This is a genomic window from Yersinia sp. 2466 StPb PI (genome assembly GCF_041538325.1).
Classification (GTDB): domain Bacteria; phylum Pseudomonadota; class Gammaproteobacteria; order Enterobacterales; family Enterobacteriaceae; genus Yersinia; species Yersinia enterocolitica_E.
In genome coordinates this window covers 298,679-314,733 of sequence record NZ_JAULSL010000001.1, presented here as the reverse complement: position 1 = coordinate 314,733, position 16,055 = coordinate 298,679, and the positions used below count along the sequence as shown (strand labels likewise).

The window sequence follows — 16,055 nt, the reverse complement described above, 5'->3', positions numbered from 1 at the left end:
GATTCTCCTTACTTGCGGCCTTTACGCTGCTGCTTTTTAGGTTGAGCAGCCGGTTCCGGTTGTTCAACAGCAGCCATACCACCCAAGATCTCACCTTTGAAGATCCATACCTTAACGCCGATTACACCATAAGTGGTGTGCGCTTCAGATGTGTTGTAATCGATATCCGCACGCAGTGTATGCAACGGAACACGACCTTCACGGTACCATTCGGTACGCGCGATTTCAGCACCGCCAAGGCGGCCGCTTACTTCAACTTTGATACCTTTAGCGCCAAGACGCATTGCGTTCTGTACAGCACGCTTCATAGCACGACGGAACATAACACGACGTTCCAGCTGTGAAGTGATGCTGTCAGCAACCAATTTTGCGTCCAGTTCCGGTTTACGGACTTCGGCGATGTTAATCTGTGCAGGAACGCCAGCGATATCCGCTACGACCTTACGCAGTTTTTCGACATCTTCACCTTTCTTGCCGATAACGATGCCAGGACGAGCGGTGTGAATAGTCACACGGATGCTCTTCGCTGGACGCTCGATAACGATGCGAGAAACGGAAGCTTTCGCTAATTCCTTAGTCAGGAATTGGCGAACTTTAAAGTCGCCGTCCAGGTTGTCAGCGAATTCTTTGGTATTTGCGTACCAGGTAGAGTTCCAAGCTTTGACAATACCTAGTCGAATACCATTAGGATGTACTTTCTGACCCATTGCTAGTCTCCAGAGTCTCAGCGATCGGACACAACCACAGTAATGTGGCTGGTGCGCTTCAGGATGCGATCTGCACGACCTTTTGCACGCGGCATAATGCGCTTCATGCTAGGGCCTTCGTCTACGAAGATCTTCGTGACTTTCAGATCATCGATGTCAGCGCCATCGTTGTGTTCTGCGTTAGCAATGGCAGACTCTAGTACCTTCTTAACCAAACCAGCAGCTTTCTTGTTGGTATAGGCCAGAGTTTCCAGAGCTTGCGACACTTTCTTACCGCGAATCAGGTCCGCTACCAAGCGAACCTTCTGAGCAGAAGAACGAGCGTGGCGATGTTTAGCGATAGTTTCCATCTCTTCCTCCTACCTTAGCGCTTTTTAGCCTTTTTATCGGCCGCATGGCCGCGATAAGTACGGGTCGGCGCGAATTCACCCAGTTTGTGACCGACCATTTCATCGGCTACAAAAACGGGAACGTGCTGACGACCATTATGGACAGCGATGGTCAAACCGATCATATTTGGAAAGACCGTTGAACGACGGGACCAAGTCCGAATTGGCTTCTTGTCTCCGCTTTCCACCGCTTTCTCTACCTTCTTCAGCAAGTGCAGGTCAATGAAGGGACCTTTCTTGAGAGAACGTGGCATGGCTTATCCTCTAATTATTTTTTACTACGGCGACGTACGATGAACTTATCAGTACGCTTGTTGCTACGGGTCTTCTTACCTTTGGTTTGAACGCCCCACGGAGTTACCGGGTGCTTACCAAAGTTACGACCTTCACCACCACCGTGTGGGTGATCTACCGGGTTCATCGCCGTACCGCGAACGGTAGGACGAATACCACGCCAACGACTAGCACCTGCTTTACCCAGCACACGCAGCATGTGTTCAGCGTTACCGACTTCACCTAAGGTGGCGCGGCAATCAGCTTGAACCTTGCGCATTTCGCCGGAGCGCAGACGCAGAGTAACGTAGGAACCGTCACGAGCAACGATCTGAACGTATGCACCAGCAGAACGAGCCAATTGGCCGCCTTTACCTGGTTTCATTTCTACGTTATGAACCGTTGAACCAACTGGGATGTTACGCATAGGCAGGGTGTTACCTGCTTTAATTGCCGCATCAACGCCAGATTGAATCTGGTCACCAGCTTTCAGGCCTTTTGGCGCCAGGATATAACGGCGTTCGCCGTCTTTGTACAGAACCAGCGCGATATTCGCGGAACGGTTCGGATCGTACTCCAGACGCTCAACCACTGCAGGGATACCATCTTTGTTGCGTTTGAAGTCAACCAGACGATAATGTTGCTTGTGGCCACCACCGATATGACGGGTAGTGATACGGCCATTGTTGTTACGGCCACCGCTTTTGCTTAATTTCTCAAGCAACGGGGCATAAGGCTTACCCTTATGCAACTCCTGGTTAACCACCTTAACAACGTGGCGACGACCCGGAGATGTAGGTTTACATTTAACAATTGCCATTGTTTTACTCCTCCGACTTACTCTGCGCCGCCGATGAAGTCCAGATTCTGGCCTTCTTTCAGGGTGACGTAAGCTTTTTTCCAGTCGCTACGACGACCAACACGCTGACCGTGACGCTTACTCTTGCCTTTAACCAGCAAGGTGTTAACGTCTTCGACTTCGACTTCAAACAGTTTCTGCACTGCAGCTTTAATTTCTGCTTTGGTCGCGTCTTTGGCAACTTTGAGAACGATGGTGTTATTCTTTTCCATCGCAGCGGACGCTTTTTCAGATACATGCGGCGCGCGCAGTACTTTCAGCAGACGTTCTTCACGAATCATGCCAGCATCTCCTCAACTTGCTTCACAGCATCAGCAGTCATAACCACTTTATCGAAGGCGATCAGGCTAACTGGGTCGATACCGGCTACATCGCGAACGTCAACCTTGTACAGGTTGCGAGCTGCCAAGAACAAGTTCTCGTCCAGTTCACCCGTTACGATCAGCACATCTTCCAGAGCCATATCTTTCAGTTTCTGCGCCAGCAACTTAGTTTTAGGTGCTTCAACAGAGAATTTTTCGACAATGATCAGACGATCTTGACGTACCAATTCGGACAGAATGCTTTTCAGCGCGCCGCGGTACATCTTTTTATTTACTTTCTGACTGTGATCCTGAGGCTTCGCAGCAAAGGTCACACCACCTGAACGCCAGATTGGGCTCTTTACAGAACCTGCACGCGCACGGCCGGTGCCTTTCTGGCGCCACGGTTTCTTACCGGAACCTGTTACTTCAGCACGGGTCTTCTGAGCACGAGTACCTTGACGGGCACCTGCTGCGTAAGCAACAACAACCTGATGTACAAGCGCTTCATTGAAATCACGCCCGAAGGTAGTTTCGGAAACAGTCAGCGCGCCTTGCGCGTCTTTCATTACCAATTCCATTCCTATCTCCTCGACGTTACGCCTTGACAGCCGGTTTTACGATCAGGTTGCCACCGGTTGCTCCCGGTACAGCGCCCTTGACCAGCAGTAGGTTGCGCTCAGCGTCAACACGTACTACATCCAGGCTTTGAACAGTTACACGTTCATCACCCATATGGCCTGCCATTTTCTTGCCTTTAAACACTTTGCCCGGAGTCTGGTTCTGACCGATAGAACCCGGAACGCGGTGAGACAAGGAGTTACCATGGGTAGCATCTTGGGTACGGAAGTTCCAGCGCTTAACAGTACCGGCAAAACCTTTACCTTTAGACGTACCTGTAACGTCGACTTTCTTAACGTCTGCAAAGATTTCGACGCTAATTTCTTGGCCAGCAGTGAATTCTTGACCTTCTGGAAGGCGGAATTCCCACAGACCACGGCCAGCTTCTACGCCAGCTTTAGCGAAATGACCCGCTTCTGGTTTAGTAACGCGGTTAGCTTTTTTAGCACCGGTAGTTACTTGCACAGCACGGTATCCGTCGTTCTCCAGGCTTTTGACCTGAGTTACGCGGTTCGCTTCAATTTCGATAACAGTTACTGGGATTGAAACGCCATCTTCAGTGAAGATACGCGTCATACCCACTTTCTTACCGACTAAACCAATCATTGTTTCAACCTCTCAATCGCTCAATGACCTGATTAACCCAGGCTGATCTGCACGTCTACACCAGCAGCCAGATCCAGACGCATCAGAGCATCAACGGTTTTCTCGGTTGGCTCAACGATGTCAACCAGACGCTTGTGAGTGCGAATCTCGTACTGATCGCGCGCATCTTTATTGACGTGCGGAGAGATCAGAACGGTAAAGCGCTCTTTGCGAGTTGGCAGCGGGATCGGACCGCGAACCTGCGCACCAGTGCGCTTGGCAGTCTCGACGATTTCCGCAGTTGATTGATCGATCAAGCGATGATCAAACGCTTTCAGGCGGATACGGATTCTTTGGTTCTGCATGAGACCAGAGCTCCAATTATTTATAAACGTAAATGATTACTCCTCGCACCCATTTCGATTGATGGGGGAGTGTAATCGTTCAACATATAACCCCCATATCGGGAGTATTGTTCAGTAACAGCACTAGGCTATGACTGACAGATTAGTTTCAATCTGGCCAACCAAGATTAGGTAGGCCCGCGCATTATACGTAAATACCAGCAGGAAGCAAGTCAGTGTTGGGAATCTATGCAAAAACTTGCCAGATAATTTAATTAAGGGGATATAAGGTTAATTTGTGCGGTAGGAATGAAAAAAAGAGTGAGTCCAAGAAGGATTCTCACTCTTTTTGACTGCGTAATCTTATGGTTAATAAACAAGCTATCTTGCAAGTGTTTAGTCTTTCGCCAACTGTGCCTGAGAGTAGTTTTGTATACCTAAACGCTCAATCAGACTCAGTTCTGTTTCGAGCCAGTCAATATGGCCCTCTTCATCAGCAAGAATTTCTTTCAATAAATCGCGACTAACATAATCATGGATAGAATCAGCATAAGCAATACCTTCACGCAGATCCTTCGCCCCGGCGAGCTCGAGAGCTAAATCTGATTTCAGTATTTCCTCAACATCCTCGCCAATATTCAGCTTACCCAAGTCCTGTAAGTTAGGAATACCTTCGAGGAATAAAATACGTTCGATGTATTTATCGGCATGCTTCATTTCGTCTATAGATTCGTGATACTCCTTATCATTAAGGCGCATCAGCCCCCAGTTTTTAAACATTCGGGCATGGAGAAAATATTGATTGATGGCAACTAGCTCGTTGCCGAGTAGTGTATTGAGATGTGCAATTATCTTTTTATCGCCTTTCATAACTATACCCTCCGCTTCCAGTACACAAAGTGTAGTACCAGATGGCAAAGTGTGGGGAATACTTCTCCCTGCTAACTATTAGGCAACATCATTCATTTCTGGAATGTTCGCGCGTTCCTCGATCAGTATCTCTCTGGCCTGTCGGATGCACTTACCGCAGTCTGTACCAATGGGTACCAATTGACGCAGTTGTTTAATGGTATGTGGATGGTGCTGACGTACAGCTTTACGGATAACTTTGTCAGATACCGCATTACACAGACAAACATACATAGAGAGACTCACTTCTTAACCAATCCCTCAAGTGTAAATAAGAATGCGTGTTATTTCAATTAAGATTATTCACTTTATCAATAAAAAAGGGTGCCGAAGCACCCTTGGTTACTTGATCAATAAAATAATTAATCAGTAAAGCAATTAAGCGATAACTTTAGCAACAACACCAGCGCCTACAGTGCGGCCACCTTCACGGATTGCGAAACGCAGACCGTCGTCCATTGCGATTGGGTGAATCAAGGTAACAACCATGTTCACGTTATCACCAGGCATTACCATTTCAACGCCTTCTGGCAGTTCGATGGTACCGGTTACGTCAGTTGTACGGAAGTAGAACTGAGGACGGTAGCCTTTGAAGAACGGAGTATGACGGCCGCCTTCGTCTTTGCTCAGAATATAAACTTCTGAATCAAAGGTAGTGTGTGGTTTGATAGAACCTGGTTTAGCCAGAACCTGACCACGTTCGATATCTTCACGTTTGATACCACGCAGAAGAACACCAACGTTCTCACCAGCACGGCCTTCGTCCAGCAGTTTGCGGAACATTTCAACGCCAGTACAAGTAGATTTAACAGTATCTTTGATACCAACGATCTCTACTTCTTCACCAACTTTAACGATACCGCGCTCTACACGACCAGTTACAACAGTACCACGGCCTGAGATAGAGAATACGTCTTCGATTGGCAGCAAGAATGGCTTATCGATAGCACGTTCTGGCAGTGGAATATAAGTATCCAATGCTTCAGCCAGTTCGATAATTTTTGCTTCCCACTCAGGAACGCCTTCCAGTGCTTTCAGAGCTGAGCCCTTGATTACTGGAATGTCGTCGCCTGGGAAATCGTAAGCAGAAAGAAGTTCACGAACTTCCATTTCTACCAGTTCCAGCAGCTCTTCGTCGTCAACCATGTCACATTTGTTCATGAATACGATCATGTATGGAACGCCAACCTGGCGACCCAACAGGATGTGTTCACGAGTCTGTGGCATAGGACCATCAGTTGCAGCAACAACCAAGATCGCGCCGTCCATCTGAGCAGCACCGGTGATCATGTTTTTAACGTAGTCGGCGTGTCCTGGGCAGTCAACGTGCGCATAGTGACGAGTCGGGGTGTCATATTCAACGTGAGAAGTGTTGATGGTGATACCACGAGCTTTTTCTTCTGGTGCGTTATCGATCTGATCGAAAGCACGAGCGCTACCGCCGTAGGTTTTAGCCAGTACGGTAGTGATTGCTGCAGTCAGGGTAGTTTTACCATGGTCAACGTGGCCGATAGTACCGACGTTTACATGGGGTTTGTTACGTTCAAATTTTTCTTTAGACACGACTATATTCCTTACTCTGGTGCTCTACCACTTATGAGAGAGCACTGGATCATTGTTTTAAACCCGAAAGCTTATTTGCCACGGGCTTCGATAACGGCTTGAGCGACGTTACTCGGCGCTTCAGCATACTTCAGGAACTCCATAGAGTATGAAGCACGGCCCTGGGTCTGAGAGCGCAGGTCAGTAGCATAACCGAACATTTCAGACAACGGAACCTGGGCACGAATAGTCTTACCAGTTAACGTATCTTCCATACCTTCGATCATGCCACGACGACGACTCAGGTCACCCATTACGTCACCCGCATAATCTTCAGGGGTTTCGATTTCAACCTTCATTATTGGCTCAAGCAGAACTGGTTTAGCTCGTTTGAAACCTTCTTTAAAGGCGATAGAACCGGCTAATTTAAACGCCAATTCTGAGGAGTCAACATCATGGTAAGAACCGTAGTGCAGACGCACTTTAACGTCCACAACCGGATAACCAGCCAGAGGACCGGACTTCAGTTGTTCCTGGATACCTTTATCAACAGCAGGGATGAACTCTTTAGGAATAGAACCACCAACGATTTCGTTGACGAATTCATACCCAGCGCCACCCGGTGGTAACGGAGACATATCGATAACAACATGACCGTACTGACCACGACCGCCTGACTGCTTAGCGTGCTTACCTTCCACGTCCTTGACGGTATCGCGGATAGTTTCACGGTAAGCAACCTGAGGTTTACCGATGTTTGCTTCCACGCTAAATTCGCGGCGCATACGGTCAACCAGGATATCCAAGTGCAGCTCACCCATACCAGCGATGATAGTCTGACCTGATTCTTCGTCAGTCCACACACGGAATGATGGATCTTCTTTTGCCAGACGCCCCAGAGCCATACCCATTTTTTCCTGGTCGGCTTTGGTTTTTGGTTCAACGGCAACAGAGATCACTGGCTCAGGGAACTCCATACGTTCCAGAATGATCACATGCTTTGGATCACATAAGGTGTCACCCGTCGTCACGTCTTTCAGGCCGATCGCTGCTGCGATGTCGCCTGCGCGAACTTCTTTGATCTCTTCACGTTTGTTGGCGTGCATCTGTACGATACGACCCAAACGCTCTTCACGCGAACGTACTGAGTTCAGCACAGTGTCACCGGAGTTAACAATGCCAGAGTACACACGGAAGAATGTCAGGTTACCCACAAACGGGTCGGTAGCAATTTTGAATGCCAATGCAGAGAACGGCTCTTTGTCGTCTGAATGACGAACAGCCGGAGTATCTTTACCATCGTCCAAAATACCGTTGATTGCTTCAACGTCAGTTGGCGCTGGCAGATAATCGATAACTGCATCCAGCATTGCCTGTACGCCTTTGTTTTTAAACGCAGAACCACAGGTAACCAAGATAATTTCGTTGCGCAGAACACGTTGACGCAGAGCTTTCTTGATTTCTTCTTCGGTCAGCTCTTCGCCGCCCAAATACTTGTCCATCAACTCTTCAGACGCTTCTGCAGCCGATTCAACCAGATTCTGGTGCCATTCAGCAGCCAGCTCAGCCATATCAGCAGGGATCTCTTCGTATTCGAAGGTCACACCCAGATCGGCTTCATTCCAGTTGATCGCTTTCATTTTCACTAGATCGATAACACCAGTGAATTTCTCTTCCGCGCCGATTGCCAGTTGCAATGGAACTGGATTCGCGCCCAGACGAGCTTTAAGCTGGCCAACAACTTTCAGGAAGTTAGCACCCATGCGGTCCATTTTGTTAACGAACGCAATGCGTGGGACTTTATATTTGTTCGCCTGACGCCATACGGTCTCAGACTGTGGCTGAACACCACCAACTGCACAGTAAACCATTACCGCACCGTCAAGAACACGCATAGAACGTTCAACTTCAATGGTGAAGTCAACGTGCCCTGGGGTGTCAATGATATTGATGTGATGTGGTTCATACTGTTTAGCCATACCAGACCAGAAGCAGGTAGTAGCCGCAGAAGTAATGGTAATACCACGTTCCTGCTCTTGTTCCATCCAGTCCATAGTGGCTGCGCCGTTATGAACTTCACCGATCTTATGGTTTACACCGGTGTAAAACAGGATACGTTCGGTAGTGGTTGTCTTACCGGCGTCGATGTGAGCGCTGATACCGATATTACGATAGCGCTCAATGGGTGTTTTACGAGCCATTTGATTCCTCTATTGCCTTAGGCGTTCATTCGGTTAACCATGCGGGTTAACTATTAAAGTGCCCGCATGGTTAGCATAGCTACTGCGTGGTGATTACCAGCGGTAGTGCGCGAACGCCTTATTAGCTTCGGCCATACGGTGAACGTCTTCACGTTTCTTAACAGCAGAACCTTTGTTCTCTGCTGCGTCAGACAGTTCATTCGCCAAGCGCAAAGCCATGGATTTATCACCGCGTTTACGAGCAGCATCAACGATCCAACGCATTGCCAAGGCATTACGACGAACCGGACGAACTTCAACTGGTACCTGATAAGTAGAACCACCAACGCGGCGAGACTTAACTTCGACAGTCGGGCGCACGTTATCCAGAGCTACTTCGAAAGCTTCCAGAAAATCTTTACCAGAACGCTGAGCCAGGGTTTCCAGCGCGGTATAGACGATTGCTTCTGCAGTAGATTTTTTACCATCTACCATCAGGATATTTACAAATTTAGCCAGCAATTCAGATCCGAACTTAGGATCTGGCAAAATTTTACGCTGACCAATTACACGACGACGTGGCATGGAAATACTCCGTTGTTAATTCAGGGTTGTCCAAAACTCTAAGAGTTTATTTTGACATTAATGTGAAAATGTTTGGCCTTACTTAACGGAGAACCATTAAGCCTTTGGCTTCTTCACGCCGTACTTAGAACGTGATTGCTTACGGTCTTTAACACCTGAGCAGTCAAGCGCGCCGCGGACGGTGTGGTAACGCACACCTGGCAAGTCTTTTACACGACCGCCACGGATCAGGATCACGGAGTGTTCCTGTAGGTTATGACCTTCACCGCCAATGTAGGAGGTGACTTCAAAACCGTTAGTTAAACGCACACGGCAAACTTTACGCAGTGCGGAGTTAGGTTTTTTCGGGGTGGTGGTATATACGCGGGTACATACACCACGTTTCTGCGGGCATGCTTCCAGCGCAGGAACGTTGCTTTTAGCAACCTTCATGCTGCGTGGCTTGCGAACCAGCTGGTTAATCGTTGCCATTATTAAAAAAGCTCCTGGTTTTTTGCTTCGTAAACACGTGATAAATCCCCCTCGTTTGCACGACTGGCAGAGAACGAGGACGCAGAATTTTATGGCTGACTATCTAAGGTGTCAAGAAATATACAGCATTGACTGCATTACCATGCCAGTTGTTGCTGATGTTTTAGGGTCAAATCCACGAAGTGAGTATAGCCGATTAGCGTAGCGCTGTCTGAAATTTGACCAGACAAACCACGTGCAATAACGTCATCTTCTAACACAAATAGAGAAGCTGGGTTATTTAACAATAGCTTAAGACTTTCACTGTTTTTCAAAACAGTCATAACGCCATCTTGTAGAAAGAGAATCTCATCTTCGGATGTGACTAATCTCAGCAAAGCAGATAAATCGCAACGATAAGGAGAATGACTGACGGTATACAGCATTATAGCGACCCAAATCCCATTAAAAAGTCAGCACAACATCATAAGTTGCCAATTGGCGACGTAAATTTACCGGAGATAATACCTCGACATCAAGGATCCAGTTCGTCACACCACTCAACCCGCGTTGCTCTAATGAGGCTTCGCAGATATAACAATTCTCAACATCGTACAGGGGTAAGACACCGAAAGTGGCAATATAGTTTCTGGCGAGAATTATTTCCGGTTGTTGCTGAGGTAATAGCTGCAAAACACCATCTGACAGAAAGAATACACCTAAATCTTCGCTTAATGCCGATGTAGCCAGTAAGGCATCCAACCCTTCCCGCCCTGCCGAATTGCCATGCGGACCTTGGGTGAAAACAAAAGCGACACGTTTCATTGCCATTAAAATTGCACCATGCGATCACAGGTCAATGCGGCTTCGGCTAACGCACCCAAGCCGGTTAAGGTAAAACCCGGTTGCAGATTCGCTGCCGCAAGATTGAGTTGTTCGGCTTCCTGTTGGTCGGTTACACCACGGCGTAATGCCGCCGCCACACACACATGCAACATAACAGCATGTTCAGCCGCCAATTGTTGCCACGCCCTTACCAAGTCAAATTCATCACTGGCAGGGGCAGTTAATTGGTTAGCGTTCAAAACGCCTTCGCGATAGAAGAAAACACTCACCAAACTGTGACCTGAATTTATCAGCGCTTGTGCAAATTGATAAGCACTACTGGCCTGCTGCGTACCATAAGCAGGCCCAGTGACCATAAGACAATATCTTTTCACGCCAGACATTAACGGTCGTGCCCTACAAGGTCGCCACTTTTGAATTGGCGAATGTAGAGATAGACGGTGTGTTTAGAGATATTAAGCCGTTCTGCAACCTGATTGATGGCATCTTTGATATCAAAAATACCCTTTTCATAAAGATTAAGTACCACTTGGCGGTTCTTCGCATTGTTAGAAACATTACGGTCCGCATTGACTTCTTCGATGGTAAATTCAAGTGTTTGCGCCACCAAATCATCAACAGATGAGGCAAAGTTGACCGAGGAAGCAACTTCCTGCGTTTCCGGCGGCATAAACGTTTGGATGATTTGTGAGAAAGGCACATCCAGATTCATGTTGATGCACAGCAAGCCAATAACACGCTGGTCACGGTTACGGATAGCGATAGTGACTGATTTCATCAGTACACCACTTTTGGCTCGGGTGAAATAAGCTCTTGAAACACTGCTATCAGCACCGGCCATATCGTGCAACATCCGTAGAGCCAAGTCGGTTATCGGTGAACCAATTTGCCTTCCAGTGTGTTCTCCATTCGCAATTCTTACCGCAGAGCTTTTCAGATCTTCCAGTGAGTGCAGAACGATTTCACAGTGGCCGCCAATAAGCATAGCTAAGCCATCAACGACAGCTTCGTATGATTTTAGTATTTCATGGTCCGTCTGACTGAACGGACGTTCATCCAGTAAATCCAGTTCACTGGTTTCGCTACTGAGAAGCGAATTAGACATCGAAGACACCATCCTCTAGGTAAAGCCTGTCTCAATATCGTTGGCAGACTCATAACTCAATATCTTAGATTTTAAGTCTAGCAAATATGCTGAGATAAAATCCTTGCGTTTGCGCGTGATATTGACGTTAAGCCCACAAGCCATAAACCGTCAAGTTATCAACGAACAGAAGTGAAAATTGATAGATGTGCCGCAAAAAAAACCGCCACGACAATTATCGCAGCGGTTATAAGCAGAATCGGTGAACTAAGCTGAATTACTTCTTCGCTTTTTCGCCTGCAGCTGCTGCTGGTTGCTCTTCTGGAGCATCAGCTTTTGGTGCCGCTTTCACATCTAACAGTTCTACATCGAATACCAGAGTAGAGTTAGCTGGGATACCTGGGACGCCAGTTTTGCCGTAAGCCAGTTCTGGTGGGATAACCAGGGTGATCTTGCCACCTTTTTTGATTTGCTTCAGGCCTTCAGTCCAACCTGGGATAACACCGTCCAAGCGGAAGGATAATGGCTCACCACGCTTGTAGGAGTTATCAAACTCAGTGCCATCAGTCAGTGTCCCTTTGTAATTAACAACCACGGTATCACTGTCTTTTGGTGCTTCACCAGTACCGGCTTTCTCTACTTTGTACAGCAGGCCAGATGCGGTTTTCTTCACATCTTTTTCTTTAGCGAAAGTATCGCGATACTTAGCGCCCTTATCGGCATTTTCTTTAGCGTCCTGCTCCATTTTTGCCTGAGCAGAAGCTTTTACGCGAGCTTCAAAACTTTGCAGAGTGCTTTCAATTTCTGCATCAGTCAGTTTGCTTTTGTTAGCAAACGCGTCCTGAACACCGGCGATCAACTGGTCTTTATCCAGTTTAATACCCAGCTTTTCTTGTTCTTTTAGGGAATTATCCATGTAACGCCCTAATGATGCGCCTAATGCATAAGCAGATTGCTGGTCATCATTTTTAAATGCGCTATTGGTCGTTGCTGGCGCGGCTGCGGTTTTGGCTGCTTCAGCAGCGAAAGTAGCAGAGGTATTCAGGGTCAGCGCCATGGTGGTAGCCAGTAGCGTTACTTTAAACAGTGATTTCATCCATTTCTCCATTGGCTTAAGGACACTTACCCCAAGCAACGATTATAAGTGTAACTTGTACTATAACTGTCTGTGCGAACACAAAACAATCTCTATGCTGATGCTATTAAGTGATATTAAGACTTTTTTTACTACAAGAAGTTTCGTTTTATCGATATCTTGACCCTCGCAAGGCAATCACGGCGTTTTACAGGTAGAATCGCCCTTCCCCTGTTTTTTCTCTATGAGTATCAAATAGGAAGTAATAAGAGGGTATGGTTTGCAGTCATGAGAGGAAATTAATATGGAACAATCCCTGTTTGAACAACGGCTGGAAATGCTGGAAAGCCGTCTGGCATTTCAGGAAGTGACGATTGAGGAACTCAATTTGATCGTGACGGAGCACCAAATGGAAATGACCAAATTGCGGGAGCATCTGCGCTTGTTGACCGATAAACTGCGCGAATCTCAGTCTTCCATGATGGCCTCGCCAGCAGAAGAGACACCGCCTCCGCATTATTAATGCGGATAGCAAAAAGCCAGCCGCAAGGCTGGCTTTTGACTGACAGAGTCAGATCTTAGTGACAGCCACAGCCGCCCTTACCACAACCACCTTTACCATGTTCATGATCGTGGTCACTCTCATCATGGCCATGACCGCCACAGCAACCATCACCGTGTTCATGATGATGATCATGCTCGCCATGTACGTGGCCATGTTGCAGCTCTTCTTCTGTTGCTTCACGGATAGCAACCACGTCAACGTGGAAGTTCAGATCCTGACCCGCCAGCATGTGGTTACCATCAACCACCACGTGCTCATCTTCAACAGCAGTGATCTCTACCGGTACTGGACCTTGATCGGTATCAGCCAGGAAACGCATGCCAACTTCCAGCTCGTCAACGCCCATAAAGACGTCTTTCGGTACGCGCTGCACCAGATTTTCATCATAGCTGCCGTAGCCTTCGTCTGCATTCACGCGCACATCAAAGCTGTCGCCAGCTTCATGACCTTCGAGCGCTTTTTCCAAACCAGCGATCAGGGAACCGTGTCCATGCAAGTAGTCCAACGGCGCACTCACCGGAGACTCATCAACTAAAACACCGTCTTCTGTACGTACCTGGTAAGCCAGGCTGACCACCAAGTCTTTTGCTACTTTCATGATATCTCCTACCCTTGGAACAAAAATTGGCACAGATTGTAGCTGAAATCTGCACCGCTGTACCCACCAGCATAAAAAATCGCGAAGGATAACGCTACTCGGGATGGAAAATACCGATCACTTGTTCATGCGGGCGGACGTGTTGATTGACCTGTTCATCCGTCTGGCGTTGATGGTGACCACACTTGACACACTCGACCACCTCTACCTGATCTTCACGCCATAAAGCCAATGTATCCAATGCCTTACATTTTGGACAAACCGCTCCAGCGATAAATCTTTTGCGCGTTTTTGTCTTATTAAGAGCACTTGTCATCGTTTTCTCCGACATTATTCGTATTCATCCCACCCATCTAACTGCCGACTTTCATGTAGCATTTCTCGCTGGAAAATATCTTCCAGTTCACGGCGGGCCTCTTTAACTCTGGAGATTTGCGCCACATCACCATGATGCTGCGGCACCAATTCACGCAGCATCCGCATATCAAGACGACGGAAATGTTGTTGCGCCCGATAAGCTTGATGTGGATGCATTCCCAATCCCAATAGCGTTTTACGCCCCAACTCCAGCGCACTGGAAAAGGTTTCGCGGGTGAAGTCTTTGACGCCATTTTGCAACAGTTCATGTGCTTCAACACGCCCTCTGGCACGCGCCAGAATGTGCAAATCAGGGAAATGTTGCTGGCACAGATGCACCAATGTCATGGTATCTTCCGGCTCATTACAGGTGATAACAATAGCTTTAGCTTTTTCCGCGCCGGCGGCCCGCAACAGTTCCAATTCGGTGGCATCGCCGTAATAGACTTTGTAACCGTATTTGCGCATCACACTCACCGCACTGACATCACGTTCTAACACGGTAATACGCATTTTGTTCGCCATCAGTAGGCGGCCAATCACCTGACCAAATCGCCCAAAACCAACAATAATCACCTGCGGATCATTATCTTCCACGAACGGCTTCTCATCGCTCTCTTCCTGCGCGTTATAACGGCGGATCAGAATGCGATCGATAGCCTGCATCAATAATGGTGTCGTCATCATCGACAACGTAACCACCACCAGCAGCAATGCCAGTTGTTCAGCATTTAGAACATGTTGAGAGAATGCAGCGGAGAACAAGACGAAAGCAAATTCACCGCCCTGACTGAGCACTCCGGCAAATTGCAAGCGCACCGAACGGCGCAAGCCAAATGTACGTGCCAAACCATACAATACGGTGCCTTTGATAAATACCAGCGCCAGCACACCTAACAACACATCCAGCAGGTGAGTGAATAGCACACCAAGATTCAGCGCCATCCCAACCGAAATAAAGAACAACCCGAGCAATAACCCTTTAAAAGGTTCGATGGCAATTTCCAGTTCGTGCTGAAATTCACTTTCGGCCAGTAATATCCCGGCGATAAATGTCCCTAACGCCATCGATAGGCCCAATGCATCCATAAACAGTGCAGAACCTAATACCACCAGTAATGCGGCGGCAGTAAAAACCTCCCGCACACCAGAGGCGACAATATAGCGAAACAAGGGGCGCAGCAGATAGCGACCACCAATCAACATCCCCGCAAACGCCGCAACTTTAATACCAATTTTGACCCAATCATTGGCAGCACCACCGCCCCCCGCCAGAATAGGGATCAACGCCAAAGCAGGTATAACCGCCATATCCTGGAACAGTAACACCGAGAATCCGAGCTGCCCGCCTTCGTTGCGGTTCATGCCTTTTTCCCGCATTAGCTGCAATGCCATCGCGGTCGAGGACATTGCTAAACCAATGCCACCGATAACCGCCGCCTGCCAGGCGAACTGAGTGAAATAGAGTAATGCCCCCAATACTGCCGCTGTAATAACAACCTGACCCGCACCGACACCAAAAATAGAGCGCCGCAACTGCCATAGCTTGGCTGGATTCAACTCCAACCCAATGATAAACATCAGAAACACCACACCAAGCTCGGAGAAGTGCAGTATTTCGTCAACATCACGTATAAAACCTAACCCCCATGGACCAATAGCAATACCGGCTATCAGATAACCCAACACCGCACCAATACCCAGGCGTTGAGCAATAGGAACCGCAACCACAGCGGCAAATAAAAATAATAAAATGGCAGTAAGTAGCGCTGAGCCTTCCATAT

General features: G+C 47.8%; 23 protein-coding genes. 1 reads left to right on the top strand and 22 read right to left on the bottom strand.

Going from position 1 to position 16,055, the window contains the following annotated elements; genetic code table 11:
- Nucleotides 1-8 precede the first annotated feature (8 nt).
- From rpsC to fkpA, 19 genes are all read right to left on the bottom strand, one after another.
- The gene (gene rpsC / locus Q2T72_RS01305; protein WP_083161167.1) at nucleotides 9-707 is read right to left on the bottom strand and encodes a 30S ribosomal protein S3; all 699 of its coding nucleotides are present in this window, start codon (nucleotides 705-707) and stop codon (nucleotides 9-11) included.
- A gap of 17 nt (nucleotides 708-724) precedes the next feature.
- Nucleotides 725-1,057, bottom strand: coding sequence for a 50S ribosomal protein L22 (rplV, locus tag Q2T72_RS01300; protein ID WP_004391423.1), 333 nt, complete (start codon nucleotides 1,055-1,057; stop codon nucleotides 725-727).
- 14 nt (nucleotides 1,058-1,071) lie between these two features.
- Nucleotides 1,072-1,350, bottom strand: a complete 279-nt coding sequence (gene rpsS / locus Q2T72_RS01295; RefSeq protein WP_032818077.1) for a 30S ribosomal protein S19 — start codon at nucleotides 1,348-1,350, stop codon at nucleotides 1,072-1,074.
- Nucleotides 1,351-1,364: 14 nt separating this feature from the next.
- A complete protein-coding gene (rplB, locus tag Q2T72_RS01290; protein WP_005186240.1) occupies nucleotides 1,365-2,189 on the bottom strand; it encodes a 50S ribosomal protein L2 in 825 nt (274 codons plus the stop codon).
- 17 nt (nucleotides 2,190-2,206) lie between these two features.
- On the bottom strand, nucleotides 2,207-2,509 hold the full coding sequence (rplW, locus tag Q2T72_RS01285; RefSeq protein ID WP_005159841.1) for a 50S ribosomal protein L23: 303 nt from the start codon (nucleotides 2,507-2,509) through the stop codon (nucleotides 2,207-2,209).
- Nucleotides 2,506-3,111, bottom strand: a complete 606-nt coding sequence (rplD, locus tag Q2T72_RS01280; RefSeq protein ID WP_004702326.1) for a 50S ribosomal protein L4 — start codon at nucleotides 3,109-3,111, stop codon at nucleotides 2,506-2,508. Before rplD ends, rplW begins: the two co-directional genes overlap by 4 nt.
- A 16-nt stretch (nucleotides 3,112-3,127) precedes the next feature.
- Nucleotides 3,128-3,757 (bottom strand): 50S ribosomal protein L3, encoded by a 630-nt coding sequence (gene rplC / locus Q2T72_RS01275; protein ID WP_002218932.1) that lies wholly within the window; start codon nucleotides 3,755-3,757, stop codon nucleotides 3,128-3,130.
- Nucleotides 3,758-3,789: 32 nt separating this feature from the next.
- Nucleotides 3,790-4,101: a 30S ribosomal protein S10 gene (gene rpsJ, locus Q2T72_RS01270; RefSeq protein WP_001181005.1), complete on the bottom strand. Its 312-nt coding sequence runs from the start codon at nucleotides 4,099-4,101 to the stop codon at nucleotides 3,790-3,792.
- Between the two features lie 375 nt (nucleotides 4,102-4,476).
- Complete coding sequence (bfr, locus tag Q2T72_RS01265; RefSeq protein WP_083161169.1) at nucleotides 4,477-4,950, bottom strand: bacterioferritin; 474 nt, start codon at nucleotides 4,948-4,950, stop codon at nucleotides 4,477-4,479.
- A gap of 78 nt (nucleotides 4,951-5,028) precedes the next feature.
- Nucleotides 5,029-5,223: a bacterioferritin-associated ferredoxin gene (gene bfd / locus Q2T72_RS01260; protein ID WP_005186233.1), complete on the bottom strand. Its 195-nt coding sequence runs from the start codon at nucleotides 5,221-5,223 to the stop codon at nucleotides 5,029-5,031.
- Between the two features lie 144 nt (nucleotides 5,224-5,367).
- A complete protein-coding gene (gene tuf / locus Q2T72_RS01255) occupies nucleotides 5,368-6,552 on the bottom strand; it encodes an elongation factor Tu (protein ID WP_005186230.1) in 1,185 nt (394 codons plus the stop codon).
- Between the two features lie 71 nt (nucleotides 6,553-6,623).
- Nucleotides 6,624-8,732, bottom strand: a complete 2,109-nt coding sequence (fusA, locus tag Q2T72_RS01250; protein WP_083161170.1) for an elongation factor G — start codon at nucleotides 8,730-8,732, stop codon at nucleotides 6,624-6,626.
- Nucleotides 8,733-8,825: 93 nt separating this feature from the next.
- Nucleotides 8,826-9,296, bottom strand: a complete 471-nt coding sequence (gene rpsG, locus Q2T72_RS01245) for a 30S ribosomal protein S7 (RefSeq protein ID WP_002212324.1) — start codon at nucleotides 9,294-9,296, stop codon at nucleotides 8,826-8,828.
- A 96-nt stretch (nucleotides 9,297-9,392) separates the two neighbouring features.
- Nucleotides 9,393-9,767 carry a 30S ribosomal protein S12 gene (gene rpsL / locus Q2T72_RS01240; RefSeq protein WP_002212323.1) on the bottom strand — a complete coding sequence of 125 codons (375 nt, stop codon included), beginning with the start codon at nucleotides 9,765-9,767 and terminating at the stop codon, nucleotides 9,393-9,395.
- 137 nt (nucleotides 9,768-9,904) lie between these two features.
- Nucleotides 9,905-10,192: a sulfurtransferase complex subunit TusB gene (gene tusB, locus Q2T72_RS01235; RefSeq protein WP_049601300.1), complete on the bottom strand. Its 288-nt coding sequence runs from the start codon at nucleotides 10,190-10,192 to the stop codon at nucleotides 9,905-9,907.
- A 19-nt stretch (nucleotides 10,193-10,211) separates the two neighbouring features.
- Nucleotides 10,212-10,577 carry a sulfurtransferase complex subunit TusC gene (gene tusC / locus Q2T72_RS01230; RefSeq protein WP_083161171.1) on the bottom strand — a complete coding sequence of 122 codons (366 nt, stop codon included), beginning with the start codon at nucleotides 10,575-10,577 and terminating at the stop codon, nucleotides 10,212-10,214.
- Nucleotides 10,577-10,975 carry a sulfurtransferase complex subunit TusD gene (gene tusD, locus Q2T72_RS01225; protein WP_083161172.1) on the bottom strand — a complete coding sequence of 133 codons (399 nt, stop codon included), beginning with the start codon at nucleotides 10,973-10,975 and terminating at the stop codon, nucleotides 10,577-10,579. The genes tusC and tusD overlap by 1 nt, the downstream gene beginning before the upstream one ends.
- Entirely contained in the window at nucleotides 10,975-11,697 is a 723-nt protein-coding gene (locus tag Q2T72_RS01220; protein WP_032906602.1) for a transcriptional regulator, read from the bottom strand. The genes tusD and Q2T72_RS01220 overlap by 1 nt, the downstream gene beginning before the upstream one ends.
- Nucleotides 11,698-11,953: 256 nt before the next feature.
- Nucleotides 11,954-12,772, bottom strand: coding sequence for an FKBP-type peptidyl-prolyl cis-trans isomerase (gene fkpA / locus Q2T72_RS01215; RefSeq protein WP_083161173.1), 819 nt, complete (start codon nucleotides 12,770-12,772; stop codon nucleotides 11,954-11,956).
- Between the two features lie 283 nt (nucleotides 12,773-13,055).
- On the opposite strand from fkpA, the gene Q2T72_RS01210 reads away from it, so the two are divergent.
- Nucleotides 13,056-13,274, top strand: coding sequence for a protein SlyX (locus tag Q2T72_RS01210; protein WP_005186209.1), 219 nt, complete (start codon nucleotides 13,056-13,058; stop codon nucleotides 13,272-13,274).
- Between the two features lie 55 nt (nucleotides 13,275-13,329).
- On the opposite strand, the gene slyD is transcribed toward Q2T72_RS01210, so the two are convergent.
- From slyD to kefB, 3 genes are all read right to left on the bottom strand, one after another.
- A complete protein-coding gene (slyD, locus tag Q2T72_RS01205) occupies nucleotides 13,330-13,914 on the bottom strand; it encodes a peptidylprolyl isomerase (protein ID WP_083161174.1) in 585 nt (194 codons plus the stop codon).
- Nucleotides 13,915-14,008: 94 nt separating this feature from the next.
- Nucleotides 14,009-14,230 carry a YheV family putative zinc ribbon protein gene (locus tag Q2T72_RS01200; RefSeq protein WP_372560345.1) on the bottom strand — a complete coding sequence of 74 codons (222 nt, stop codon included), beginning with the start codon at nucleotides 14,228-14,230 and terminating at the stop codon, nucleotides 14,009-14,011.
- A gap of 14 nt (nucleotides 14,231-14,244) precedes the next feature.
- Entirely contained in the window at nucleotides 14,245-16,053 is a 1,809-nt protein-coding gene (kefB, locus tag Q2T72_RS01195; RefSeq protein ID WP_083161175.1) for a glutathione-regulated potassium-efflux system protein KefB, read from the bottom strand.
- Nucleotides 16,054-16,055: the final 2 nt, after the last annotated feature.